General features: G+C 37.8%; 21 protein-coding genes. 17 read left to right on the top strand and 4 right to left on the bottom strand.

Going from position 1 to position 24125, the window contains the following annotated elements:
* Nucleotides 1–515 precede the first annotated feature (515 nt).
* Both ADA55_RS23015 and ADA55_RS23010 read left to right on the top strand, forming a co-directional pair.
* Nucleotides 516–1847, top strand: coding sequence for a peptide MFS transporter (locus ADA55_RS23015; protein WP_048687822.1), 1332 nt, complete (start codon nucleotides 516–518; stop codon nucleotides 1845–1847).
* A gap of 873 nt (nucleotides 1848–2720) precedes the next feature.
* Complete coding sequence (locus ADA55_RS23010; protein WP_048687821.1) at nucleotides 2721–3428, top strand: hypothetical protein; 708 nt, start codon at nucleotides 2721–2723, stop codon at nucleotides 3426–3428.
* 2788 nt (nucleotides 3429–6216) lie between these two features.
* Here the strand turns inward: ADA55_RS23010 and ADA55_RS23005 are convergent.
* The 3 genes from ADA55_RS23005 to ADA55_RS22995 are packed head-to-tail and all read right to left on the bottom strand — an operon-like array spanning nucleotide 6217 to nucleotide 9109.
* Nucleotides 6217–7275: a polysaccharide pyruvyl transferase family protein gene (locus tag ADA55_RS23005; protein WP_048687820.1), complete on the bottom strand. Its 1059-nt coding sequence runs from the start codon at nucleotides 7273–7275 to the stop codon at nucleotides 6217–6219.
* 5 nt (nucleotides 7276–7280) lie between these two features.
* On the bottom strand, nucleotides 7281–8411 hold the full coding sequence (locus ADA55_RS23000; protein WP_065421213.1) for a glycosyltransferase: 1131 nt from the start codon (nucleotides 8409–8411) through the stop codon (nucleotides 7281–7283).
* A complete protein-coding gene (locus ADA55_RS22995) occupies nucleotides 8408–9109 on the bottom strand; it encodes a glycosyltransferase family 2 protein (protein WP_048687818.1) in 702 nt (233 codons plus the stop codon). Before ADA55_RS22995 ends, ADA55_RS23000 begins: the two co-directional genes overlap by 4 nt.
* Nucleotides 9110–9294: 185 nt before the next feature.
* Here ADA55_RS22995 and ADA55_RS22990 point away from each other — a divergent pair, with 185 nt between their 5' ends.
* The 9 genes from ADA55_RS22990 (at nucleotide 9295) to ADA55_RS22950 (ending at nucleotide 17039) form a co-directional block, all read left to right on the top strand.
* Nucleotides 9295–9522 (top strand): DUF2642 domain-containing protein, encoded by a 228-nt coding sequence (locus ADA55_RS22990; protein ID WP_161798636.1) that lies wholly within the window; start codon nucleotides 9295–9297, stop codon nucleotides 9520–9522.
* Nucleotides 9522–9719 carry a hypothetical protein gene (locus tag ADA55_RS22985; RefSeq protein ID WP_048687815.1) on the top strand — a complete coding sequence of 66 codons (198 nt, stop codon included), beginning with the start codon at nucleotides 9522–9524 and terminating at the stop codon, nucleotides 9717–9719. Before ADA55_RS22990 ends, ADA55_RS22985 begins: the two co-directional genes overlap by 1 nt.
* Nucleotides 9720–10846: 1127 nt before the next feature.
* Nucleotides 10847–12472, top strand: a complete 1626-nt coding sequence (gene nikA, locus ADA55_RS22980) for a nickel ABC transporter substrate-binding protein (RefSeq protein WP_048687813.1) — start codon at nucleotides 10847–10849, stop codon at nucleotides 12470–12472.
* 17 nt (nucleotides 12473–12489) lie between these two features.
* Nucleotides 12490–13434 carry a nickel ABC transporter permease subunit NikB gene (nikB, locus tag ADA55_RS22975; protein WP_048687811.1) on the top strand — a complete coding sequence of 315 codons (945 nt, stop codon included), beginning with the start codon at nucleotides 12490–12492 and terminating at the stop codon, nucleotides 13432–13434.
* On the top strand, nucleotides 13431–14261 hold the full coding sequence (nikC, locus tag ADA55_RS22970) for a nickel ABC transporter permease subunit NikC (RefSeq protein ID WP_034306314.1): 831 nt from the start codon (nucleotides 13431–13433) through the stop codon (nucleotides 14259–14261). The genes nikB and nikC overlap by 4 nt, the downstream gene beginning before the upstream one ends.
* 17 nt (nucleotides 14262–14278) lie before the next feature.
* Nucleotides 14279–15100, top strand: a complete 822-nt coding sequence (gene nikD / locus ADA55_RS22965; protein ID WP_048687809.1) for a nickel import ATP-binding protein NikD — start codon at nucleotides 14279–14281, stop codon at nucleotides 15098–15100.
* 32 nt (nucleotides 15101–15132) lie between these two features.
* Entirely contained in the window at nucleotides 15133–15954 is an 822-nt protein-coding gene (nikE, locus tag ADA55_RS22960) for a nickel import ATP-binding protein NikE (protein ID WP_048687807.1), read from the top strand.
* A gap of 358 nt (nucleotides 15955–16312) precedes the next feature.
* Nucleotides 16313–16804, top strand: coding sequence for a DUF2975 domain-containing protein (locus ADA55_RS22955; protein WP_048687805.1), 492 nt, complete (start codon nucleotides 16313–16315; stop codon nucleotides 16802–16804).
* 10 nt (nucleotides 16805–16814) lie between these two features.
* Complete coding sequence (locus tag ADA55_RS22950; protein ID WP_048687804.1) at nucleotides 16815–17039, top strand: helix-turn-helix domain-containing protein; 225 nt, start codon at nucleotides 16815–16817, stop codon at nucleotides 17037–17039.
* 258 nt (nucleotides 17040–17297) lie between these two features.
* Here the strand turns inward: ADA55_RS22950 and ADA55_RS22945 are convergent, their stop codons facing one another.
* Nucleotides 17298–17837, bottom strand: coding sequence for a VanZ family protein (locus ADA55_RS22945; protein WP_048687803.1), 540 nt, complete (start codon nucleotides 17835–17837; stop codon nucleotides 17298–17300).
* A gap of 909 nt (nucleotides 17838–18746) precedes the next feature.
* On the opposite strand from ADA55_RS22945, the gene ADA55_RS22940 reads away from it, so the two are divergent.
* The 6 genes from ADA55_RS22940 (at nucleotide 18747) to ADA55_RS22915 (ending at nucleotide 24027) form a co-directional block, all read left to right on the top strand.
* Complete coding sequence (locus tag ADA55_RS22940; RefSeq protein WP_048687802.1) at nucleotides 18747–19244, top strand: LURP-one-related/scramblase family protein; 498 nt, start codon at nucleotides 18747–18749, stop codon at nucleotides 19242–19244.
* Nucleotides 19245–19640: 396 nt separating this feature from the next.
* Nucleotides 19641–20081, top strand: a complete 441-nt coding sequence (locus ADA55_RS22935; RefSeq protein WP_048687801.1) for a CoxG family protein — start codon at nucleotides 19641–19643, stop codon at nucleotides 20079–20081.
* A gap of 424 nt (nucleotides 20082–20505) precedes the next feature.
* Nucleotides 20506–21420, top strand: a complete 915-nt coding sequence (locus tag ADA55_RS22930; protein ID WP_048687800.1) for a DoxX-like family protein — start codon at nucleotides 20506–20508, stop codon at nucleotides 21418–21420.
* Nucleotides 21420–22031 (top strand): DUF4166 domain-containing protein, encoded by a 612-nt coding sequence (locus ADA55_RS22925; protein WP_048687798.1) that lies wholly within the window; start codon nucleotides 21420–21422, stop codon nucleotides 22029–22031. The genes ADA55_RS22930 and ADA55_RS22925 overlap by 1 nt, the downstream gene beginning before the upstream one ends.
* A complete protein-coding gene (locus ADA55_RS22920; protein ID WP_048687797.1) occupies nucleotides 22000–23547 on the top strand; it encodes a YndJ family protein in 1548 nt (515 codons plus the stop codon). The genes ADA55_RS22925 and ADA55_RS22920 overlap by 32 nt, the downstream gene beginning before the upstream one ends.
* A gap of 198 nt (nucleotides 23548–23745) precedes the next feature.
* Complete coding sequence (locus tag ADA55_RS22915; RefSeq protein ID WP_048687795.1) at nucleotides 23746–24027, top strand: hypothetical protein; 282 nt, start codon at nucleotides 23746–23748, stop codon at nucleotides 24025–24027.
* The last annotated feature ends 98 nt before the right edge of the window (nucleotides 24028–24125 follow it).

Genomic DNA, 24125 nt, shown 5'->3' with positions numbered 1-24125 from the left:
AGAGCGCCGAGGAGGCTCCCGGACCGCCCGCGGAAAGCGAGTGCCTGGAGAGAAAATCAACGTTCATGTTTTAAACTCCCTCAAAAATAATGTAGGCAATCTTAATTAAAATCGAGTTTGTCAACAGTCTGAAACTGCCTTAATACAAGGCAGTTTTTTATTATGATGGGGGGGCTCCTTTGCTGCACAGACCGTTAACGCAATAGGACTTTTTTTCTTTTTTTTCTGTGTTTTTATATTTTCTGATAATATAAAATTATTTTACAACACTAAAGATTCTTTAAAATATAAATGCCTTCATTGAATGTCTTTATAAGTTAATGCTCATGTAGATTTTGCTATCAGATTCTTTTTGCACCAGAGTAAAGATTAAAAATGAAAACGCTTACTGATGGTGAGTTGGATGGAATGAGTGGCCATCATCGTATCAATCAATTGTCTATTAAAATAAAGACCATGCAATTATTTTGTGAATGTAACGATTGGTGGTTAACCATATTGAGGAGGACTTTATTATGCAAGCACTATTAAAAGAAGAAGTTCAGCAGCCAAACCAGTCCAGGAAAAAGCATCCTCCAGGACTGTATATGCTGTTCGCTACTGAGGCATGGGAGCGCTTCAGCTATTACGGAATGAGGGCAATCCTTGTTCTTTACTTAACAGCAACGGTTGTAAACGGCGGGCTTGGAGTCGACAAATCTGCGGCTATGGGCATATACGGATTCTTTACTGGTGCCGTTTATATTACGCCAATGATTGGCGGATACTTGACTGACCGTTTCATAGGAAGAAGATTGGCGATCACGATAGGCGGTATTTTAATGGCGCTTGGTAACTTTTCGCTATTCGCAAGTCAGAGTTTGACAGCGCTTTACATTGGTCTTGGTTTACTGATTATCGGTAATGGTTTCTTCAAGCCAAACATCTCGACAATTGTTGGTGATCTTTATGAAGACAATGATCCGCGTCGTGATGGGGCTTTTACCATCTTCTATATGGGTATTAACGTTGGGGCTTTCTTCGCACCATTAGTAGTCGGGCTTATGAGCTATAAATATGGGTTCTTGACAGCAGCAATTGGCATGATTGTAGGACAGTTAGTTTTCAATTTATTAGGCAATCGCTATTTAGGTGATATCGGTAAAGAACCTACTGGCAAACCGGAAGTCACAGCTGGTAAAAAATCAGCTGCACCGTTAACGAAAAGAGAACAAAAACGTACAGCGGCTATCGTTATTTTGGCAGTCTTCGTCATTGCTTTCTGGGCCGCTTTCGAGCAGGCAGGAAGTTCATTGACATTGTATGCTAATGACCAAATTGATCGGAATGTATTCGGTTTTGAGGTTCCAACTGCCTGGTTCCAATCATTGAACCCATTATTCATCGTGATTTTAGCGCCAATTATGTCTGCTTTATGGTACAAGCTTGGCAGCTCAAAACGCGGTGACTTAAAAACCCCAACGAAGATGGCTCTTGGTTTAGTCACTGTTGGTTTAGGTTTCTTAGTACTGCTTCCTGCTGTAATGTATACAGGAAACGACACAGCGCTGAAAGTGAACATCCTGTTCATGATTGTAACGTATTTCCTTCATACATTAGCCGAATTAATGATTTCACCAGTTGGTTTATCAATGGTAAGTAAAATTGCTCCAATCAAGCTTGCCTCTCTTCTAATGGGAGTATGGCTGGCAAGTTCCGCGGTGGCTAATATGGTAGCCGGGCAATTAGCTGCATATACGCAGTCTTTAGGTTACCTGGAAATCTTTAGTGTGATTGGTTTTGTAACAATTGGTTTAGGTTTTGTATTGTTGCTTCTTTCGAAGCCAGTCGCAAAGCTGATGAAATAATGAGAAATGGAGCTCGACCCAAAAGGCATATAATGTGCCATTTGGGTCGAGCTTTTTATAGTGTGAAAAAATAAGCTGGTGTAAGAGGGGGAATCTCCACAACGACCCAAACCAGAATGGAACGATTCTCTGAAGTTTTATTTCTTTTTGCTTAATCTTGTTGTGTTTCGCATTTTCACGAGTCTTTCATCAATTTGAATGGTACGGAATGCTAATATGAGAAGTAATAATAAACACTTAGGTGGATTAATGGACTTGGTTTCAATAATCGGCCAGCCACTTTTAGTAGAAAAGGACTCAGAGCTGGTTATGTAAAAAAGCCTATGAATTTAGGATGGGATTCTACTCTTTATTGAGCACTTCAAAAAAATATGCACAAAGTTATTCTAGAAAGCCTGCGTTGATAGAATATCATGTATCTAGTGATGGAAGCCATCGAACGTTATGGGCTACATTAGTGGGTGCAGACTATATTAGAGCTAGAGTATACTCCACAAGTTACAATCTTTTCAAGAATGAAAATTATAAGAGGGTTCAATCTAACTTATGTGATTAAATGAAATTTGTACGAGTGGTAACTTGCAACAAAAAAGGGGGAATCTTGAGGATAAGGCTGGCCAGTTTTCCAAAGGCACGGACCCAGGCGCCAGGCCCAACCAGATGTAACATCCTCAATTATAAGGGGAGATGGAGGCTATGCAAGAGAAGGAAGGTAAGTGAATAGGTGATCTAATCCTATATGGAAACAGAAGAAAGGAAAAGGAAATCATATCGCAATCCCTAACGACTTCTGGATAGGCTATACTTATCTAGACAGAAAATTTAAGGTCGGGTAGACTACAGATACAACTAGTTATAGAAAAGAGGTCCGATATGCGACGCGATATACAACTGAATGAACGAGCTTTCTCTTCCAAGGAAGTGGCAGAAGAAGTGGGGATTGCAACTCCCACTGTTCGAAAGTATGGTCAAATCTTAGAGCGGAATGGATATGAGTTTTTGAAAGATGGAGATCGGCGTATCTTTGTTAAATCTGACATCGGAGCGCTTATAGCGCTACGCGATACGGACAAGCCCCTAGACGATACAGCTAAAGACCTTGTGTATCAACAAAAAGAAAGATTAGAAGGATCCAATGAAACACAGATAGCGATACCCGATACATATGAAAATTCACCCCACGACCCCAATCAATTAAACGAGGTCTTAATGTTTTTAGTCAATGAACTCGCAGCCACACGTGAAATGAATGTCCAACTGACAAACGATATGTCACAGCTTAAAACAAAGGTTTCCCGGCTCCAGCAAGATCATCATGTTATAAGTTCTAGTATTGGAAATTCAGCGCAAAGAACTAATACTAAAATTGAACAATTAACTGAACAACAAAATACCCATTACGAAACATTGCTGGAACAAGAAAAACAAAAAAGTGAACTCTTACAAAAAGAAATACAAAATATGCGGGACGAACAGAAAAAAGAATGGAGTTCACAAAATGAATTTAATAAACGTTTAGAAGAGGCTATACAAAAACGTTCCGAAAAATGGCGGGGACTTTTCTCCATATTCAGAAAATAAGGGATGACTGTTAAGTTTTTTTGCCTAGCTCTGTATTGATTTGTTATTGATGAAGAAACACTTGATAGATTGAGAAAAGCATTGTAATGCGAATCCACAAAACATTAAAAAATTCATAGTACCATATATGATTCGCGTAACTGAAAAACAGAATGAAGAAAGAATATTTAAAATTTACAGGATTTGGAACCTGTTATGTAAGAGCTCGGCGATTCCAATGTATCGGACGTTCTACCAAAGGCAAGCGAAGGGTCAATTGAAATTCATTGGAGATTTGTTTAAGCGATATGCATCTAAAACAAAATACACAATTTGAAGCAAGAAATAAAGGCATGTTTGATAAAAAGGGGGCTGAGGAGGTTGAAAACATGCATTCAAAAACAAAAGTCATCCTTAATAGAGGTGCTCCAGACAGGGATTGATCAGCTCTTTTTTTCTGTGTTGCGTATCGCTGGGCGATATAATTTGCAAATAAATTCGACTCTTTAGGTTTAATAGAAAAGTGACGTTTGATGGAAACATGATATACATCCGAATGAACGAGTATTCTTTTCTTAGGAAGTGGGAGGCACACATCCACTGTTCAAAAGTATGGAAAACTTAGAACGAAACGGATATGAGTTTTTTAGATGGTGGTTGCCTATCTTTATTCAATCTGACATCGAAGCGCACATAGCGTTATACGATACGTGATAAGGGCATGTCCCTGGAGGGTACAGCTAAATATCTTATATATCTATAAAAAGATAGATTAGAAGTAACCGATAAGCAGAGATAGCGATACCGGTATAAAGACAACTTAACCCATAATACCAAACAAATAAATGAGATTTTAAATGTTTTAACCAATGAACAACTCGCAGCTACGCTTGAAATGAACAATCCACTGACAAGGATATGGCTCAGCTTAAAACAACGGTTTCCCAGCTCCAGCAAGATCCATGTCCTCAATAGTGTTCCTCAAGAAAGGGGCTTATCGGTTCTTTTTTATGTTTCGTATCGGTGTGCGATATAACATGAAAATAAGTCCACAGATTCTTCATCTTTAAATAGAAAGGGAAGTCCGATATGCAACAGGATTTACTTCGGAATGAATGAGCAACCACTTCAAAGGAAGTGGAAATGCAAAATCAATGCTCGAAAGTATGTCTAAAACTTAGAGCGAAACGGAAGTAATTGTAAATATATGTAAATAAGCACACCTTCGTTCAATCCGACATAGAAACGCTTAAAGCGATACGCTATACGGGGAACCCCCTAAACGATAGAGCTAAAGGCCCTTGTATCAAGAAAAAGAAAGATTAGAAGGAGCCAATGAAACAGAGATAGCGATACCCGATACATATGACAATTTAACCCATGTTCTCATTCAATTAAAAGAGAGCTTAATTTTTAACCAATAAACTCGCAGCTACGCGTGAAATGAACATTTAACTGACAAACGATATGTCATAGCTTAAAACTGAACAACAAAAAAACCATTAAGAAACATTACTTCAATAAGAAAAAGGTTTCATTACTTTTTTTTAGTCTCTTTGACTATATTGAGATGTTAATAACAATTAAACCGAGGTATCAAATCAATAGTAGAAATTCCTTTGTTCCAACTATTCAGAATCACTATTTTCAAATTTCAACAATTTCCCGAGAAATAATACAAATTCTGAGTAGATATCGACAAAATTTAAAAGATGTAGTAAAACATTGGTGAAAATTATGACCAATTGAGTTTTTTAGCAAGGAATTCAGATAGGAAGCGTTGTTGATTGGGTTAAAAACTTGATTGAAAACGTTATGGGTATTGAGTATGGGGAAGTAGACGAACTATATCTCTTTTGAATGAAAGCGTATGTGTTGGAGAAGAACACACCTTTCAGGACTAAAGTAATATAAAGGGGTGAATGAGGGACAACCTACGATAGTACTGAAGGCAGCTAAATTGCCGCGAGTAGCGACCTGTGATGGCTCGTACATCACAACAAGACCTAGAAACAAGTCAAAGAAAACAAGGCTAAGGCCGAAGACAAAAGGGGTCCCAAGGCCAGGGATTCATATGTCTCGTGGCGAAGCCAAGACCACGCAGGCCAAACAATGATAGCGTTTTATATGGAAATAAGAGCCGTCTAAGTAAATTAAGGAAGGCAGCTAGATTCCCGCGAGTAGCAACCTATGCTAGTTACAAGTACTATGCAATCTCTAATTGGTCTAGAAAATAAACTATAAAAAACGTCAAGCTTAGCACCTTAAACAGGTGCTTTTTTATGTGCATACTTAATAAACACTCCTTTTAAAAGGAGTGCCTTCTTGTTATACAATTGCAGAGTAATAACTATCTGGTAATTTTCTAAAATCTACATACTAAAGCTATCTAAACCTTGTTGGGTCAAAGTAACAGAAACAATTGCCCAATTTTGAAGCTTTTTTCGAAGTGGACAAGCATAACTTAATCGTTTTCTTTGTCCTTGGGTTTGACAAAAGAAATACAAATTTTCTGGGGGAAGGAGGAGAATATCAATTCCCAGAATCATTCTAAGTAAAAGGGTTTGTTAAAATTTGGATTAAAATGAATGACCCTAAGCGGCTTTCCTTTTACTTGCATCTATTGCTTCGGTTATTTTGCAGGAGTTTGATATGAAACCCATCGTTGTAGATGTATTAGGAGTAATTAAAAACAGTTGGAGTTAACCTCAGAAAAAAACTCACCCCCGAAACTTGATGTCTGGAGGTGAATTTTACGGATTTAGAAAATGCATTAAGCTTTTGGAAGTTGGATATTTAAATCTAAAACTTAGTCTACTGTGAAATTATTTTTTATAGGTTCAATTATTAAGGGACTGAAATGTTCCTTCCTCTTTTTGTATTGTTCGATTATCTTTTCATTATTTAGTTCAATTTCCTGGATCCCTTCCATAATATCGAGAGCTAGTGTATCGGAATCGGTTGAAACGACTAAATTCTCCAGCCCAAGGGACTGAAACAAATCAAATACTTTAAATCTGTAACCGAGGGCGATACAGGGGACATTTCCTGCTAAGGAAAGGATATTGGCGTGAAGTTTAAAGTTAATGCTCAAACTGCAGACAGAGAGTTTTTCAATAAGCTCTTCCTCTGAGTATAATGATGGATCATAAGTCACATTCAAGGGGTCATTCAATTTATCGTAAAGTCGTTTGGAGGCTTCCCGGTCACTGCCCCAGACAACGTACAATAAAATTTTATAACCCGACTTTATTAATTTTTTGGATACTTGTAGTAGCGCATTTTCAATAGCAGCTTCATCCTGGCCGTACAATCGGTTGAATGTTGTACCCCAGTTTATTGCTGCTATTTTTTCCTTTTTCCTAATCACTGCGGGCGGGTTAAGCAAGATTCCGGGATCTCCAATCAGTTTAATTTTTTCACTGTTGATTCCAAATGTCTCTAGAACCTTCTTGGTAATGGGTCCCCTTACACCAACAAATGCTGCTTTTTCAAGGGTCTCACGAAACAAGATTATATCTTTTTCTGTAAAAGTCTTTTCTAATGATAGTGATTGTCCTGAGTTTATAATGTCCAGCTGTTCTTTAGTTATCCAGTCAAGGCCGCTTCCCCATATAAAAACGTCTTTTCCAAGGTCTATTGCCTGTTTTAGTGCTGCCATATAACCGGGGAGTAATAGGGAACCGCCACCTAAGATAACTGTGTCATATTCTTCCGTATGATTGATATCCACGCCAGGCAGGGAAGGGACAATCTCAATCTTGGTAGAGTAATTATAGTGCTTGTTTAACTCTTTAAACACGTTCCATAATAACTCGTCCCCCAAGTTGCCAAAACCAATCCAGCCAATATATAATACTTTCTTCAATACACTCATCCCTTAATTAGAGTTTTATAACACTCGAGCAGATTGGCTACACTGAATTTAATATTAAACTTATTTAACATCCATTCACGCGAAGCCGACCCTGCCTTTAGTAGACGGTCAGATGGAGATAGTGAAGACCGAATGTCATTTGCAATTGTATAGCGGCTGCAGGGTTTAAGAGAGCCGTGATCCCCAAAATAACAATGCCAAGCATCTTCAAAATTATGTTCTTCCACTAGACCGAAATATCCATGGCTTCCAGCCGCGATAACTGGTTTGCCGCAGGCCATAGCCTCCAGGGCGACTCTGCCCGTTCCAACCACACAGTCAGCCAATGAGTAATAATGCTGTAAATCAAGTCTTTCACCTACTAAATTGATAAAATTATCTGTTGATGAGCGATGTATCGTATCCGTTATGTCTCTTATTTCTTTAAATCGAGGGCCGCCACCAACAACTACAACATATAAATTGGGAATGCCCGAAAGCTTTAAGTCTTTACAGGCTCTCAGGAAAATCATGCAGATGTTTGCCTTTGTCCATGCTATTCGGCTGCTGTATAAAAGAACAAATGAATCCTTTGGGATCCCAAGCTGGACTTTTAGATCGGAGGAGTCTGATGGGGAATATCGAGTGGTATCTATTCCGTTAGGGATGACAATCGTCGGTTGATCTGTAAGCTTCTGTATGAATTGCTGGATTGGCGGGCTTACACAGATGATTTTATTTGCCAGGGGCAGTACCCGCAATAGTTCGGATTTTGGATAATAAGTTCCATGCACTGTAAATATTGAAGGAATACCAAGCTCTTTTGCTGCTTGAAAGGTTAAGAAAGCTGAAGGAGTTTGATGGCTATGAATAAGTGTTATTTTTTCATTCATGATAATTTGTTTGATTTCTTTACATAACTTCTCCTGTAAATCCGCTGGAATTGGAAGAGAGTAGGGGAATGGCACTTGGTAAATGGGACATTGTAATCGACTGAAGGATTGTAATAATGAACCCCCCCTGCTTATGATGACAATCCCTATGCCTTTATTTATCATTTCCTCAGCCAGACTTAAAACATGTGTCTCGGTACCGCCTACATCAATTCCATCAAGTGTCATCAGAACACGCATGGTAGATTCACTCATATCTCTTTACTGCCTTCTCCAAAAAATTCGCGGGAACGCTGCATAGGATGGAGACGATAATAATAGAGTGCTTCTTTTAAATTTTCGATATGGTAATTGGAGTTCAGGCATTTTGCAATAAATTCGTAGTCTTCAGCACCCTTTATCCTTCTGGTAGGGCCACCTAACTCATCAAAAATCACACCACGGAATAAAATCGTTCCATGACAAACGCAATGCCCTCCATTCCAATATACTTCCTTTATATCTTGACCGTACTTAAGCCAGTGTACGTTATTCTGGTTTTCAAATTCACCATCTGTAAAGACTCTATAGTTTGTCCCAATCAACACATGATCTGGATTCATTTTTAAGAAGTTCACTTGTTTTTCAAACCGGTTTGGATGAGATAGGTCATCACCATCCTGTACTGCAATATACTCACCAGAAGATAAATAATAACCAGTATTCAATGCCCCTGAAAAACCAACATTCCTGGGCAGGTCCACCACTACAACTGGGAATGAAGGATTGTTTTTTTTGATCCAGTTATCAATCATTTCAGCAGTGTGATCAGTAGAATAATCATTTACTATAATAAGTTCTATATTCTTATACGTTTGGTTAAGTATACTATTTAAACAGTCATCAACATATGGGGCTACGTTATGACAAGTCATGACCACACTTACTAACCCGGGAAATCTTTCGTATAACATTTTTCATCACCTCGGACATACTATATGTGAAATTGGTATCAAAGGTGAAACTTATCAAGCAAAATAAATAAATTGGGTGATACTACCTTTCTTCAAAATATTCTATTTAGTAGTGTCAATAACTTGTCTACTGCATATCCTTTAGAGTGCAAGAAAAGTTTAAGAACATGGAAAGGATGAAAAGCGTGCTATATACAGATTTAATCTTAGGGCATTTTCGGTCATTAAAAGAGGCCCTTAAAGGTTTGGTCAATAGAAATATTATTATCACAACACGTTTCTCGGGAGTAACAGGACAATTGATTAAAGTAAAGGATGACTATGCCGTATTGCAGGAAGCGGGCGATAGCTTAGTATACATCCCGATTAGAAGTATAGAACTGGTAACACTCGTTGAGGAGGAAGAAATATAATGTTTAACGAAGTGCTGAACAATCTAATCACTCACAATATACAAGTGGCGACAGACACTACTTTAGTGGAAGGTCTATTGGTGAAGAGCCAATCTGGTTTGATTGAAATCGTTGAATCAATAACAGGGTATGAAAATCAATCAAGGCTTGTCATTATACCGATAGTTTCCATTAATTTTGTGAGAGTTGCAGCTTAGAATAAAAGATATGCCTTCTATAAGTATTCCTTACTTTCCCACATAAACCTCAATGTGTATATAAGATAAAAAACCTGGTCTATGAAGTTCATTTTCTAGTAGTGGTGGTTTCATATAAGATTCACCTTGCATTTTTCAGATGAAACCGAAGGGAAATTGATTGTGAAAAGGAAGGTGATAAAGGACTGGGAATGTGTCACCTGACATTTTCTCATTTTTTTGTATAGCGCCATTGTTCATTTGATTTGGCGACCCAGACGAAGTGGAGTGTGGACTGTTTACAGCTGCACTCCGTTTTTCATTACTTCCTATTAAATTATCAATTGAATGGGCGGCATGAGGTAATCATCGCTTGAATCAAACTTAATTCACCATAGAGGAGACCTTTCGTAAGTTCACTGAACTTATGGGAGGTCTTTTCTTCGATATTTTTATGTTCTTCGGAATTGGACCTATTGTACGGTTTTAAAATTCCATATCTAGAACAGGGAAAAGGAATATGGACGGTTCCCAGGAATTAACGATTTATACGATGACTATTTGTATGAAGTGATTGATGAGTATAATCAGGGTCATAACTTTGTTTTTATTAAACTGCTGGCGAAAGTCCAGGGACGCGATGGAATATCATAATAATCATTCAAGAATTTAAAGGGAAAAAACCATATAACACCATATATGTTTCGGCATTCTCAGCAAGAGCGTTTGGGACATTCACAAATCTATACCACGATTAAATGTCCACCTTCCGATGTCTTCTACGTAAAAATGATTATATCAGAATAATATTATTGACTTTATCCTCTTATAAGGTTAAGAGGATTGCAACTGATGATTGTGTTATCAAAAAACAGGTGAATGATGATTATTTCTTCACGACGGAATGTTTTGGTCAAGTTCCTTACTTTCACGAACAATACCGGTTTTAAAAGGGGGCGAACGTGTGAATATTCGGAGCAGCATCATCATTCATGGCTGAAAGGGATATTGGGGTTCTACGTATCTACATATGATTTCTTATAAACATATTTATATTTTTCGAGAGTTTCGACATTATATTGACAATAATATAGTTACTCATTACAATTGAAAATAATTCTCAATATGGTACAGGGGGCACCAATGTGATGTCAAAACGAAGAAACAGCAAACAAGTGTTATTAATATCGGCAATCGTTTTAATTTTATCAACGCTTTTACTTGGATGTACAAATGAATCAAAAGAAAATTCGACTTCAAACAAAGACAGTAAAGACATGCTTACTTTGGCTTGGCCGAGGGATATAGGTGAAATGAATCCGCATGTCTATAATCCTTCTCAATTATTCGCTACATCAATGATATATGAGCCTTTGGTCAGCTACCAAGATGGAGGTAAGCTGAAACCGCATTTAGCTGAATCTTGGGAAATTTCCAAGGATGGGAAGGAATATACGTTCAACCTCCGTCAAGATGTGAAATTTTCTGACGGTACGAGCTTTAATGCTGAAATTGTGAAAAAGAACTTTGATACTATATTGAAAAATGTTGATTTACATAGTTGGTTGGGCTTTATTACGAAAGTGGATCAAACGGAAGTAATTGACCAAAACACATTTAAACTAACATTAAAGGAGCCATATTATCCTACTATTCAAGAGTTAGCCGTTGTTCGTCCAGTCCGATTCTTAGGTGATGCTGGATTCCCTAAAGATGGTGACACTTCTAAAGGTGTTACAAAACCAGTCGGTACAGGGCCGTGGATTTTGGAAGAACATAAAGCAGATGAATATGCTATTTTCAAACGCAATGAAAATTATTGGGGTGAACTCCCTAAAGTTAAGAAAATCAAAGTCAAGATCATTCCTGATGCGGAAACCCGTGTTCTTGCTTTTGAAAAAGGTGACCTGGACCTAATTTATGGTGAAGGTGCTATCAGTCTGGATGCGTTCAAACAATTAGAAACAACCGGTAACTATGAGACTAGTATTTCTGATCCGGTTGCGACAAGACAACTAGTTATGAATACGAAGAAAGAACAACTTTCAGATTTACGTGTTCGTCAAGCGTTACAATATGGATTTAATAAAAAAGCAATGGTTGACGGAGTTACTTCTGGGTTGGAAGAGAAGGCAGATTTCATTTTACCGACAAACTTCCCGTATACTTCAGACATTGATGTAACAGCGATTGATTATAATGTCGAAAAAGCAAAAGCTTTATTAGATGAAGCAGGATGGAAGCTTCCAAAAGGAAAAAACGTTCGTGAGAAAGACGGAAAGCCGCTTGAAATCGAGTTAATGTACGACTCTGCAGAATCGATTCAAAAAGCAATGGCCGAAACATTACAATCTGAGTGGGCGGCACTGGGTGTTAAATTGAATATCGTTGGAGTTGAGCTTACGGTACAAATTGAAAGATTCAAAGCTAATGATTTTGAATTGAATTTCTTTAGTAACTATGGCGCTCCATATGATCCACATACTTTCGTAAATGTCGTTGGTTCGGAAGGATTTGGTTTTAACGAAGCCATTTCATCTTATCCGAACAGAGATGAGTTGTTAAAACAAATTGCAGATGTTCCTGGAACAACAGATGAAAAAGAACGTCAAGAACTTTACTCAACCATTTTGGAATCACTGCAAGACCAAGGAGCGATTGTGCCTATTTCTTATATTAAGAAAATAGCTGTTTACCAAAAAGATGTATCTAATTTTACATTCCCTGCTAACCGGGATGAACATCCATTCACAGGGATTAGCATCGAGAAGTAAGTTACAGGAGGGTTTTCATGGGCACTTATATCTTGAAACGAATTATGGCCATTATTCCCATCTTTCTTTTGGCCACTCTTCTAACGTTTGGAATGATTCACCTTTCACCTGTGGACCCAGCTGAGGCATATTTATCTGCAGCACATATCCAATCTACAGATGAGATATTGGCACAGAAAAGACATGAGTTTGGCTTAGATCAACCCCTCCATGTTCAATATGTAAATTCTATTATTAAGATATGCCAATTTGATTTTGGCATATCTTATCTTTCGAATAAACCTGTTTGGGAAGAGGTTACCTATCGAATGCCAGCGACCATTCAGTTAGCTTTAGGTAGCATCCTATTAGCTATCCTGGTCAGTGTCCCTCTTGGGTTTTTGGCAGGCATAAAGAAAAACAGTGGTATTGACCATTTTAGTCGGCTTCTCTCTTTTTTCGGGGCGTCCATCCCTTCTTTTTGGCTTGGTTATTTATTGATTTTTTTCTTTTCTGTTAAACTCGACCTATTTCCTGTCGAAGGAATCGGGACTTGGCAACATCTGGTTCTTCCTTCCGTTACTTTAGCTTTGCCATTAATAGCTTTGTATACTCGACTATTACGTGCTAGCGTTCTTGAAAATTTACAGGAACCTTATGTCCTTTTTGCTCGCACAAGAGGGATTCATGAAAAAGTCATTATGGGAAAACATGTATTGAGAATAGCCATATCCCCCATGATTACTGGACTGGGTATGAATTTAGGAAAGCTGCTGACTGGAACCATTATCGTCGAAGCGGTTTTTTCCTGGCCAGGATTCGGTCGTTATTTCATAGAAGCTATTTTTAATCGGGATGTTCCTGTCATTCAATGCTATGTGCTTTTAGCTGCGGGACTTTTCATTTTTAGCAACTTGATTGTTGACCTAATCCAAATGTGTATCGACCCACGCATCTCCAGAAAAGGAGGGCAACGTCAATGATAACAAGTCTTCGTATTATGATGAGAAGTCAGAAAGTGATTGTCCTTTGTTCAATAATATTAAGCTTCCTATTTATCATCACCATCTTGGCTCCTTGGATTGCACCTAATGATCCTATTGCTGTCAATTTAGCTAATAAACTACAGCCATCTTCTTTTGAGTATCCATTGGGAACGGATCATTTAGGAAGATGTACGTTATCACGCATCTTATATGGAGCTCGCATTTCGTTAGGATTTGCTACATTAATCTTTATTTCATCTTTAGGCATCGGTTTGATTGTCGGAACCATTGCAGGTTATAAAGGTGGATGGGTGGACCAGGTGCTAATGAGACTGTGTGATGGTGTTATGGCATTTCCGAACCTTTTGCTCATTCTTGGACTTGTTGGTATATTGGGACCTGGCCTTAAACAGGTCATCATAGCATTGATGCTTGTGCAATGGGTATATTATGCGAGAATTTTCCGAGGAATGGTACTTAGTCTAAAAGAACAAAACTATATAGCGGCGGCTAAAATAAGCGGTTCTTCTCAATGGAAGATAATAAAGAAACATATTGTTCCAAATGTTCTTCCTCCGCTCGCTGTTATGGGTACATTAGAAATGGGTTGGGCCATCATGGATATATCGGCCATGTCGTTTCTAGGTTTGGGCGTGCAACCCCCTACACCAGAATGGGGAGCAATGATTCATGAAGGGAAATCCTATATTCGGACGAATCCAGAATTAATGCTATATCCAGGTTTGATGATTATGCTTGTTGTCGTCACCTTCAATTTATTAGGCGAAGCGCTATCAGAACGTTTTGGAGTCAAACGTCGTTAATAAAAAGGATGAGAAGATTGAGAACAGAACGGTCGATTGTATTAACAGTGAGCGATCTACATGTACAAACAAAGGATGGTGCTTCCACCCTCGTTCAGGATATTAATTTTGAACTGGAAAAAGGGAAGGTATTGGGTCTTGTTGGGGAAAGTGGGAGTGGTAAAACCGTTACGAGTATGTCCATTCTACAGCTTCTTGATCGGAAAACAACGACAATCAAAGGGAGCATTACCCTTCAAGGACGAGAATTAAATGGTTTGGACGATAAAGAAATACGTGGAATTCGCGGCAAGGATATTGCCTTTATTATGCAAAATCCGATGAATTCATTTACGCCTGTTTTTACAATTGGCAATCAATTTGTCGAAACGATTAGGACTCATACCGCATTGAATAAAAAACAAGCAAAAGAGCTTGCCATCGAGGCGATGCAAAATGTAAACCTGCCAAATCCCGCGAAACTATTAAAAAGCTATCCTTTTCAATTGAGTGGAGGTATGCTTCAACGCGTGATGATTGCGATGGCCGCATGTTTACAGCCTTCCGTTATTATTGCTGATGAGCCGACGACTGCACTCGACGTACATAACCAATTACAGGTACTTCGCCACTTGGATAAAATCCGTTCTGAATATGGAACATCCATTTTACTCATTTCTCATGATCTTGGCGTCATTTCTGAAATGGCAGATGATGTAGTCGTTATGCAACATGGCAGAATTGTAGAAACAGCAAATGTGTTTGAACTATTTGATAATCCGCAGCATGAATACACAAAGAAACTGCTAAATGCCCGTCTTAGCATTAAACATGAAGAGCTTATCACCCATATGTCGTGATATCTGGATTGCATTTTTTGAGGGGTGAACAAATGAGTTTATTACAAGTAAAAGCAGTAACTCATAGCTATAATTCTCATACGTTTTTAAAATGGAAAGAGCCTTCTAAAAAAGTACTCACTGACATTTCCCTCTCCATTGATGAAGGAACATGTTTAGGGCTGCTTGGCACGAGTGGAGCTGGAAAAAGTACATTAGGAAAAGTGATCCTTGGTTTAGAACGTCCACAGCAAGGACAGGTTCTGTTTCAAGGGCATGATATCTATACCGCTGATAAGCTTACACGACAAAAGTTACGCCGAGATCTACAAGTCGTCTTTCAGGATTCATATTCAGCTGTCAATCCACGAATGACCGCCGAAGGTATTATAGGCGAGCCATTGGAAAACTATGAAAAACTAACCGTAGCCGAACAAAAAAGAACGGTTATTGAGTTATTGGAAAGAGTGGGCCTAAGTGAAAAGGATTTAAAAAAATACCCACACCAATTTAGCGGTGGACAATTGCAAAGAATTAATATTGCTAGAGCAATCTCTCTTAAGCCATTGCTAATCGTCTTGGATGAATCCGTAAGCAGTCTGGATATGGTTAATCAAACACTTATTTTAGAATTATTAAGTGAGTTGAAAAAAGACTTCGGCTTATCTTATCTTTTTATTACACATGATATTAAAGCGGCTTATTCAATCTCTGATACTTTGGGTGTACTGGAAAAAGGAGAATTAATCGAGCATTACAATTCCAAAGATCAGTTTTTTTCGTCAGAACATCCTGTCGTTAAACAGATGAGAAGTTCTATACTCGCTGAGCATCCGCGTTTTCGTTCTCTTCCAATGAGGATTAACAAGTCCTAGTTTAGAATATATCTTTGCCGATTTCAGTTTGAAAATCGAGGCCCTTGTTTATCTCATATTTAAGGAGTTGCAATAGCATACTTTATACCGGTTATTCGTTTTTTACGATTTAGCGATGTGGGCGTTCGTTATTATGACTAACGTTGAATATCCGGCTGCCATCTGGCAGCTTCTGTAACTAAAGGGGAAGTTGGTTTCACAAGCTATCGAGCATTTCGCTGTAATGGGGAATGCTTTTTATTTTTGTCTTATAAATGTATAAACAATAATAATGTAATCAAATTCAATAATATTTTATTGTAAAACAATAAAAAACATGTTAAATTCAAATTGACAATAATTAAATGAGGTGCTTTTCATGAAACGAAGTTCAACACTCTTTTTAAAGGCAGCTGTTATTTTTATCGGCATTCCGGTTCTTGCTTTGTGTCTATTTTTGTTGCCTCAGATAGCGAATGAAGCAAATGAAGCAGCAGAAAGAGGTTCAGATTTGGCCTATGTGGTATATGGCCTATTAATGGTTATGTATGTGTCGGCAATCCCATTTTACTTTGCTTTGTATCAATCTTTTAACCTATTAAGCTATATTGACAAGAACCAAGCTTTCTCGGAATTATCTGTAAGAGCGCTAAAGAAAATCAAAAAATGTGCCATCACAATCAGCGGCTTGTATGTGGTGGCCCTGCCATTCGTCTTTATCCTAGCGGAAGTGGATGATGCACCGGGTCTCGGACTAATCGGAATGGTCATGATTTTTGCTCCCATGGTGATTGCTGTCTTTGCGGCTGTCCTTCAAAGACTTTTACAAGAAGCCATCGATATAAAATCAGAGAATGACTTAATAGTCTGAGGTGAATAACATGGCAATAATAATCAATATTGATGTGATGCTGGCTAAAAGGAAAATGAGCGTAACAGAACTTTCGGAAAGGGTCGGAATAACGATGGCTAACCTTTCTATATTGAAAAATGGAAAAGCAAAAGCGATTCGACTATCCACGTTAGAAGCGATTTGTAAGGCTTTGGACTGTCAGCCGGGAGATCTTTTGGAATACAAAAGTGAAGAGGGAACTCCAGGAGAATAGATCATTTAGGTAGGCTGCTGCGGCAGCCTTTTCTTATGGAACTGACGGGGTGGGATAGTTGAATAGTGCTCTTTGACCTTTCTTCAACTATTGGGCCTTTTTGTTGAAGAAGGATATTTTCTGTTTTTAGAGAAATAGAATTTAAAAAAGCCATCCTCAAAATAGGTGGCTTGTGATATTTGTCATTCTTGTTTTATAAATAAAGAATCTGCTGGCATACCCTCTGTTAATTTTCATGAACAGCAATTCTCCAATTACTTAGGAAACTTTATAAATAATAACACCACTAATCCTGAGATATATTAAAAACAGCAATAGCCCAACAATGCAAATCGTTCCGATTGAAGCCAAAATATTAAGGATTTTATTTGCTTTAGTACTGAACAGCTTACAAAATACAATATTAACTCCAACTCCAATAATTCCACCTAATGTATTTCCCATAAAGTCAGTTATATCGCTAGCTCCTATTGCAAAGATGAATTGCAATCCTTCAAATAACAAACTAACTCCGGCTATTACTGCAATCTTTTTCAAGAAAGGCCAATTTGATTTTAGCATACTGATATAAATTCCAAATGGGATAAATGCAAGTACATTATAGATTATTTCATTAAAATCTATTTGATTATTAACATTAGCTGAACCAGCAAAAGGGATTAAGTTGATTTCCCTAAAATCCGGCAAGCCTTGGAGTGAAAATTGCATTTTAAAGAGTATAATCCATGTTAATGTAAATAAATATACGGCCAACAAGCCTACGGTTAACTTATTTTGATTGTTTTTTGATTTTTCCATATAAATCCCCAATTCCTAATTCATTTTCAAATTTATAATCTATGCTTTAACCTACTTTACACTATGCTATCATCTCCGGAAATTTTTCAGATTTGATCCTCTTAATCTTGGGATATCGGTAATATCTTAAGAATAAAAGCTAATGCAAAAACCAATAAATATCCCCACTTTTTCAATTTTAGTCTCCTCGATGAAGTAACTTGTTTATAGGATAGGAAAAACTTTTAAAATAAAAAGTGGGGTAAACATTAAATTTTTCTTAAATTTTTACTTGGATTTTATTATTAATCTTCTTAGGAATCCGCCATTGGTAATTGTGTCTTTAAAATAAAATTGCGATGTTTGAAGATAGATGCGAAGTTTTGTATAAAGTTGTGATACTTTATCTTTTCAATCAAAGATTTCTAAATGAGTTTTGATTAAACTTTTTGAAAACGGAGAGTCCATTCAAAAAGAAAGGAAACATTTTGATTCCTTTTATTGCCAAATATTTTGGTTTATAGAAAACTTTTTATCAAACATTATTCAATTAATTGATGGATTTTGACATACCGCCAGAGAAATTGTAATCAAGTCGATAAAGGTGTTCCGAGAAGAATCGCTTTTCTTAATGAACGAACGTGGGCGTTAGCTGAAGATCGGAGCTGTCTTAAGGCAGCTTTTTCTTTATGGCACTATCGGGGCAGGATAGTTCAAGAGTACATAAGGAGTTATTGAACAATTGGGTCAGATTGCGAAGGAAGGATTGCTGCCTTTACAAAAGGTAAATTAGTTAAGGATAAATAGTGGTGAACCGAAAAGAAGGCGCTTTTGAGTGGAGTTATTATTTGGAATTTAATGCATAAGATTGGAACCAATGCCCATTTAAAACGTAAGTAATGTAAAGACTTAAGGTTGGGAGGCATTAGTATGAGGCAGCTTTATATTAAACAGAAGGTATTCAGTCTAAGCGGAAAATTTACAGTAAAGGATCAGCAGGAGAAGGATATATATTACGTGGAGGGAAGTTTTATGCAAGTTCCGAAGACTTTCTCCATTATGAATACAGCAAGAGATGAAGTAGCACTCATTACGAAAAAGGTGTTCAGCTTTTTACCAAAGTTTTTGGTTGAGGTGAATGGCCGAGAGGTATTAACAATTAAGAAGGAATTTTCCTTCTTAAAAGCACGATATACAATTGAGGCGGCAGGCATTGAAGTACATGGTAATTGGTGGGATATGGATTTTCAAGTTATACAGCATGGTAAAATCGTAGGTAAAGTGGGCAAGGAGTGGTTCACTTGGGGCGATAGCTACAAGGTTCAAATAATAGATGAAGAGATGGAAACGATTATTATTGCACTCGTTGTTGCAATTGATTGTGTAAAGGCTGATCAAGCAGCTGCTTCCTCAGCATCGTCGATTTAAAATAGAAGTGTAAAATTACAAGGATGACAGTTTTTGTAAAATCAAGGTTTGGACAAGTACGGTGAACTGTACCCTAATTAAATGACAAGGCCATGTGGTGGAAAAAGGTATAAAACCTTGTTGAACCAACAGGTGCGTAGCTGAAGATAGGAGCTGTCTTTAAGGCAGCTTTTTACTTATGGAACTAAAGGGGCAGGACAATTCCATAAGGAATACTATTATGTGACATTATAGTCGGTTAAAAACGTCAGTCCTGTTATTCCATTAAAGGGCCGGATTGAGGAGGATTGGAAAATTTTGATTCTACAAATAGATGTAAGTTCATGCTTTTTATGTAATAATTATTTTGTAGAAATGTAAAGTTGCAATTCATACATAGTGAAGGTGGGGATCATAATGGCAACGGGAACGCATACTGTAGTAGTTCCAGCAGATGTACAAGCAGTTTGGGATTATGTCAGTGATCTCGAAAAATGGGCAACGACAGTACCAGCCTATAAAGAACATGAAATCATAAATGACAAGCAATCTATTTGGACATTTGAAGGTAGTGTGAAAGGTATAAAGAAAACAATCCAAGCTCAGGTAGATATTACCGAATGGAATGAACCTTCAAATATTAAGTTTGAACTAAAAGGTTTATCAGATAATTTTACAGGAAGCGGTCACTTTACTGCAGAAGATGTTAATGGTAAAACAATAATGACTTGTACGGTGGAAATCCATGCAGGCGGATTATCTGGTGCGGTTTTAACACCAATTATTAAATGGGCTGTTCCAAAAGTAGCATCTCGTTTAACAGAATCTATCGCGCGTAAAATTGCAGTATTCTCATAGTTTTCAAAGATTGAAATCCAATTCATTTTGGATTTGCCTTCTCTGAAGTATAGAGGGTAACATTCTGAAGTGACCAATATAATGATATCGAGCTTTACTAGAAATTTTATAATTAGCGGAAAGGGGGCTATCCAAAAAGGATGGCCTCTTTTTTTAATATTCCAGAATCGCTTTTCTTAATGAGCTAACGGGTGCGTTAGCTGAAGACCGGGGCTGTCTTTAAGGCAGCTTTTTCTTATGGAATTAAAGGGGCAGGATAGTTGAAGAGTGCTGTTTGACCTCTGGTTCAGTAAATGGGCCAGATAATTGAGCAATAAAATAAGTTATTAGATTGTCATTCAACTCTACCACTCTTACAGCGATTTCATAATTTCTAACATTGTGTATTGAAACTTATGTTACTTTATTAATGGAGGTGACATTTATGAAAAACAAACCAATCTATGTGGAAATTCCAATTCAGGCAACTATAGACGAAGTATGGCGTATGACTCAAAAGCCTGAACTACATGAACAATGGGATTTGCGTTTTTCTTCTATTACCTATTTACCGAAAAAATCAGAAGATGATCCGCAATCCTTTTTATATGAAACGAAATTGGGATGTTGGGTAAAAGTCGCTGGCTGGGGTAAAAGTATCGGTACGCATAATAAGAAGGATGGTTCAAAGACATCTTCTCTTCACTTTGGTACCGATCAAAAAATTTCGCCAATTTGTGAAGGTAAAGGATATTGGCAGTATATTCCGACAGAAAACGGAACCATATTTCTCACCCAATATGACTATGATGTACGTTATGGTTTATTTGGACGGCTTTTAGACATCTTTTTTCGGCCCATCATGGGGTGGGCAACAGCTCTAAGCTTTGATGTGCTAAAACGCTGGATTGAAAAGGGGGAATCGCCACGATCACAGTATGTACGTTTCATTATTAACGCTATAGTAACAATGCTCTTTTTCTTTGTTTGGCTTTATCATGGGCTAATACCGAAGATGATTGCCAAACATCCTGAGGAAGTATCGATGCTATCTAGTTTAACTTCCTTGGAGGGGACTGCTGCTGTAAAGGGTGTAGGGATAATAGGCGTTCTCGAGATTTTATTTGCAGTGGTATGGCTTCTTTATCGTAAGAAAAGACATTTACTTGTTCTGCAGATGATTGCTTTTCCAGTATTGACCATTAGTGCCTTGATCGCTAGTCCTTCATTCTCATTACACCCGTTTAACCCTATTACATTTAATGCTAGTCTGTGGGTTCTTTCCATTATTAGCTTCTTACTCGCAACTGATTTGCCATCGGCAACAAGTTGCAAGCGTACGAGAAAGGGTGAATCATAATGACAATCTACCAAGACCTCTTAGGTGAGGATTTTCAAAGACTTCATCCTAAGCTACAAGAGCGTTATGCCCTACCAATTGATAAACCGTTTAATGGGGTCGGAACGATGTCAAAGATTGAAACGGGGGCTTTCTGGCTAAAACCCTTTTTAAAATTAGCAACATGCTGGAAATTTCTTTTTCCCGAAAACGGGAAGGATGTGCCGTTTTCGATCAAAAATACCTGTAGATCATTGCCGACTGGTGAGGCAGAAATATATTGGGAGCGTACTTTTTATTTTGAAGAGATTACTCGGCATTTTAATGCGTTTATGACGGTTGATACAAAGCGTAGAGTTGTGAAGGATTATTTAGGGGAGCCGAGCTTATTTTATTCGGATTTAAAATTTGCGGTGACACCTGAAGGGTGCATTCACATTCGCTCTGGTCCTCAACGTATCGTTATAGGTAACCTAGAGTTTCCAATTCTTCGGTTATTGGAAGGAGTTGTGAACGTTGAGGAAGGGTACGATGATGCCCGAGAAGTATTTACGATTCAAGTCGATATACGAAACCGAGTCGTAGGAAGGTTGATGGCTTATGAAGGCGAATTTAAGGAGCAGACTGTTTAGTTCAATCACCATTGCAGGTGTGTTCTTTTTCATAGTAAGCAGCATTTTGACATCTGAACCCTATTTGTTAATGCTGACAGCTGCACAGTTGATTTTCGTGCCACTTATGCTCCAGCTACTATTAGAAACAAAGAAGAAACATATTATTTTCAATTGGATTGCTATGCTCTCCATCTTATTATTGCAAGTTGTCCCATCAAGTACAGGACAGATGGTACTCGCTTTCATTTATATGATTTTAACCTTTTTTGTGGCGTGTTATGGGCTAAAGCGGTTTTTTCAGCGTGGTTTTACAAATTGGGCAGAAATATCGATTGATATCGGGATGATGTATTTATTTGGACTATGGTTCTTTGCTTATATTGCGGGAATTGATACAGGTTTTAGTCCACTAATCACATGGTTAACAGCTATTCATTTTCATTACTCTGCCTTTTTATTGCCCATATCTCTTGGGTTTTTTGGACGCTTACACGATTCAACATGGTATCGATTAATTGTGCCAATTATATTAGCAGGTCCCATGCTTGTCGCCATTGGCATTTCATTTTCGCCGTTACTGGAATTCATCTCTGTGTTGCTTTACATATTTGCCATTTACACCTTAATCGTACTTGCATACCGAACACGGTTCCTTTCCAACTTGCAGACGATATTGATACGGCTTTCATTCAGTGCACTAGGCATCACAATCTTATTTTCATTGCTTTATGCGACAAATAATTCGTTTGGACTTTGGTTTGTTAGTATTGATTTTATGCTAAAATTTCATGGCTTATTTAACTGTTTAATTTTTGGCATGTTAGGCGTACTCGGTTGGGTGCTTGTGCCTCCTGAAACGAAGCAGGATGTCTGGAATTTCCCGGTGAGCCGAATTCGAGGTGCGTTAAAAGGAGCAGGCAAGCAACACCCAGGACTAGTGGATGAACTAAGTGATTTTGTTGATATCGAAACTTTACCAAAAACAATCGTCCATTTTTATGAGAACACCGATCAGTATCGGTTATTTGCTTCTGTAAAATGGGCAACTTGGTTTAAACCGTTTGCGGTGTGCTATAAATTGATAAGTACAAAACTACAGCAGTTGAACCTGCCCATCTCAAGTAAACGTACTGAAATGACATATAAAATACGTGCTGTTGATCAAACGCTAGATGGGAGGGAAAATCCACGCGCATGGATTCGCCAGGTGAAGGAGAATACCGTATTTGTGGCCATTTATTCTCAGCATAAAACGGGGGGCAGGACGTATATGAATATAGCACTTCCTCTTCCTTATTCGTCAATGATTGGCATTTTACAGCTTGACACTATCGGTGGCTCTCTTATTCTTTCGAGCGAGGGAGAAAGTGACTCTGGTATTTATTTAGCAGCTGGCAAAGCGCTTTTCAAGCTTCCATTATCCGAGCACTTTTTAATTAATGAAACAATTGCGGGAATACTCACAGCACATCATAAAATGCGAATCTTTGGCATTCCTTTCTTACATATTGATTACACCATTAATCAAAAATGATGGTGTAGGGTATTAATGCTTATTTGGAGGGATTTAAAGAGGGGAAATTCAATAAGATGAATTGGAGGATAATAGTTTTTCTAATTACTTATAAAAGAATTGATACGACTTATTCCATTATAGGGCGCGATTCTTTAATAGGGATCGCCCCTTGAGACCTAAGGGTATACAGTTTAACGGTTTTAGGAGGTGAAAATGATGAAACGTGCGATAGGAATATTTCTTACTCTTTCTTCTTTACTAACATACTTAATTGTGGACATGCTTTATGATCCTGTTGAGAATAAAATAACAACAACAGATATAAATTCAGGAGTTACAACAGCAACAGTACTATATCAATATCCTTTGATGTATTGGGTAATTTGTGTCATTTTAATAATTACTTTTATTCTTGGGATTTACTTTATTCTAGCAAAGGAAAAGCAATATGAGGAACGTCCACTCTGTGATACTCCGGAATATATTAGAAATAAGTGAATCGAACTAATGGGTGCTTTCGTATTATAAGGTCGACCAGTAAAAAAAACTGGTTGACCTTTTTTTAATAGAATCTATTATATCAGTAGCCAGGGTAG

It is taken from the genome of Bacillus sp. 220_BSPC (genome assembly GCF_001054655.1).
In the GTDB taxonomy this organism is placed as follows: Bacteria; Bacillota; Bacilli; order Bacillales; family DSM-1321; genus Peribacillus; species Peribacillus frigoritolerans.
The sequence above is the reverse complement of the archived record's forward strand: the minus strand, read 5'-3'. Positions and strand labels throughout refer to the sequence as shown.

Coding starts and splice junctions, on each gene's coding strand:
- ADA55_RS23015 (WP_048687822.1), top strand. CDS start 516: ATGCAAGCACTATTAAAAGAAGAAGTTCAGCAGCCAAACCAGTCCAGG.
- ADA55_RS23010 (WP_048687821.1), top strand. CDS start 2,721: ATGCGACGCGATATACAACTGAATGAACGAGCTTTCTCTTCCAAGGAA.
- ADA55_RS23000 (WP_065421213.1), bottom strand. CDS start 8,411: ATGAGTGAATCTACCATGCGTGTTCTGATGACACTTGATGGAATTGAT.
- ADA55_RS22995 (WP_048687818.1), bottom strand. CDS start 9,109: ATGTTATACGAAAGATTTCCCGGGTTAGTAAGTGTGGTCATGACTTGT.
- ADA55_RS22985 (WP_048687815.1), top strand. CDS start 9,522: ATGTTTAACGAAGTGCTGAACAATCTAATCACTCACAATATACAAGTG.
- nikA (WP_048687813.1), top strand. CDS start 10,847: ATGTCAAAACGAAGAAACAGCAAACAAGTGTTATTAATATCGGCAATC.
- nikB (WP_048687811.1), top strand. CDS start 12,490: ATGGGCACTTATATCTTGAAACGAATTATGGCCATTATTCCCATCTTT.
- nikC (WP_034306314.1), top strand. CDS start 13,431: ATGATAACAAGTCTTCGTATTATGATGAGAAGTCAGAAAGTGATTGTC.
- nikE (WP_048687807.1), top strand. CDS start 15,133: ATGAGTTTATTACAAGTAAAAGCAGTAACTCATAGCTATAATTCTCAT.
- ADA55_RS22955 (WP_048687805.1), top strand. CDS start 16,313: ATGAAACGAAGTTCAACACTCTTTTTAAAGGCAGCTGTTATTTTTATC.
- ADA55_RS22950 (WP_048687804.1), top strand. CDS start 16,815: ATGGCAATAATAATCAATATTGATGTGATGCTGGCTAAAAGGAAAATG.
- ADA55_RS22945 (WP_048687803.1), bottom strand. CDS start 17,837: ATGGAAAAATCAAAAAACAATCAAAATAAGTTAACCGTAGGCTTGTTG.
- ADA55_RS22940 (WP_048687802.1), top strand. CDS start 18,747: ATGAGGCAGCTTTATATTAAACAGAAGGTATTCAGTCTAAGCGGAAAA.
- ADA55_RS22935 (WP_048687801.1), top strand. CDS start 19,641: ATGGCAACGGGAACGCATACTGTAGTAGTTCCAGCAGATGTACAAGCA.
- ADA55_RS22930 (WP_048687800.1), top strand. CDS start 20,506: ATGAAAAACAAACCAATCTATGTGGAAATTCCAATTCAGGCAACTATA.
- ADA55_RS22925 (WP_048687798.1), top strand. CDS start 21,420: ATGACAATCTACCAAGACCTCTTAGGTGAGGATTTTCAAAGACTTCAT.
- ADA55_RS22920 (WP_048687797.1), top strand. CDS start 22,000: ATGAAGGCGAATTTAAGGAGCAGACTGTTTAGTTCAATCACCATTGCA.
- ADA55_RS22915 (WP_048687795.1), top strand. CDS start 23,746: ATGAAACGTGCGATAGGAATATTTCTTACTCTTTCTTCTTTACTAACA.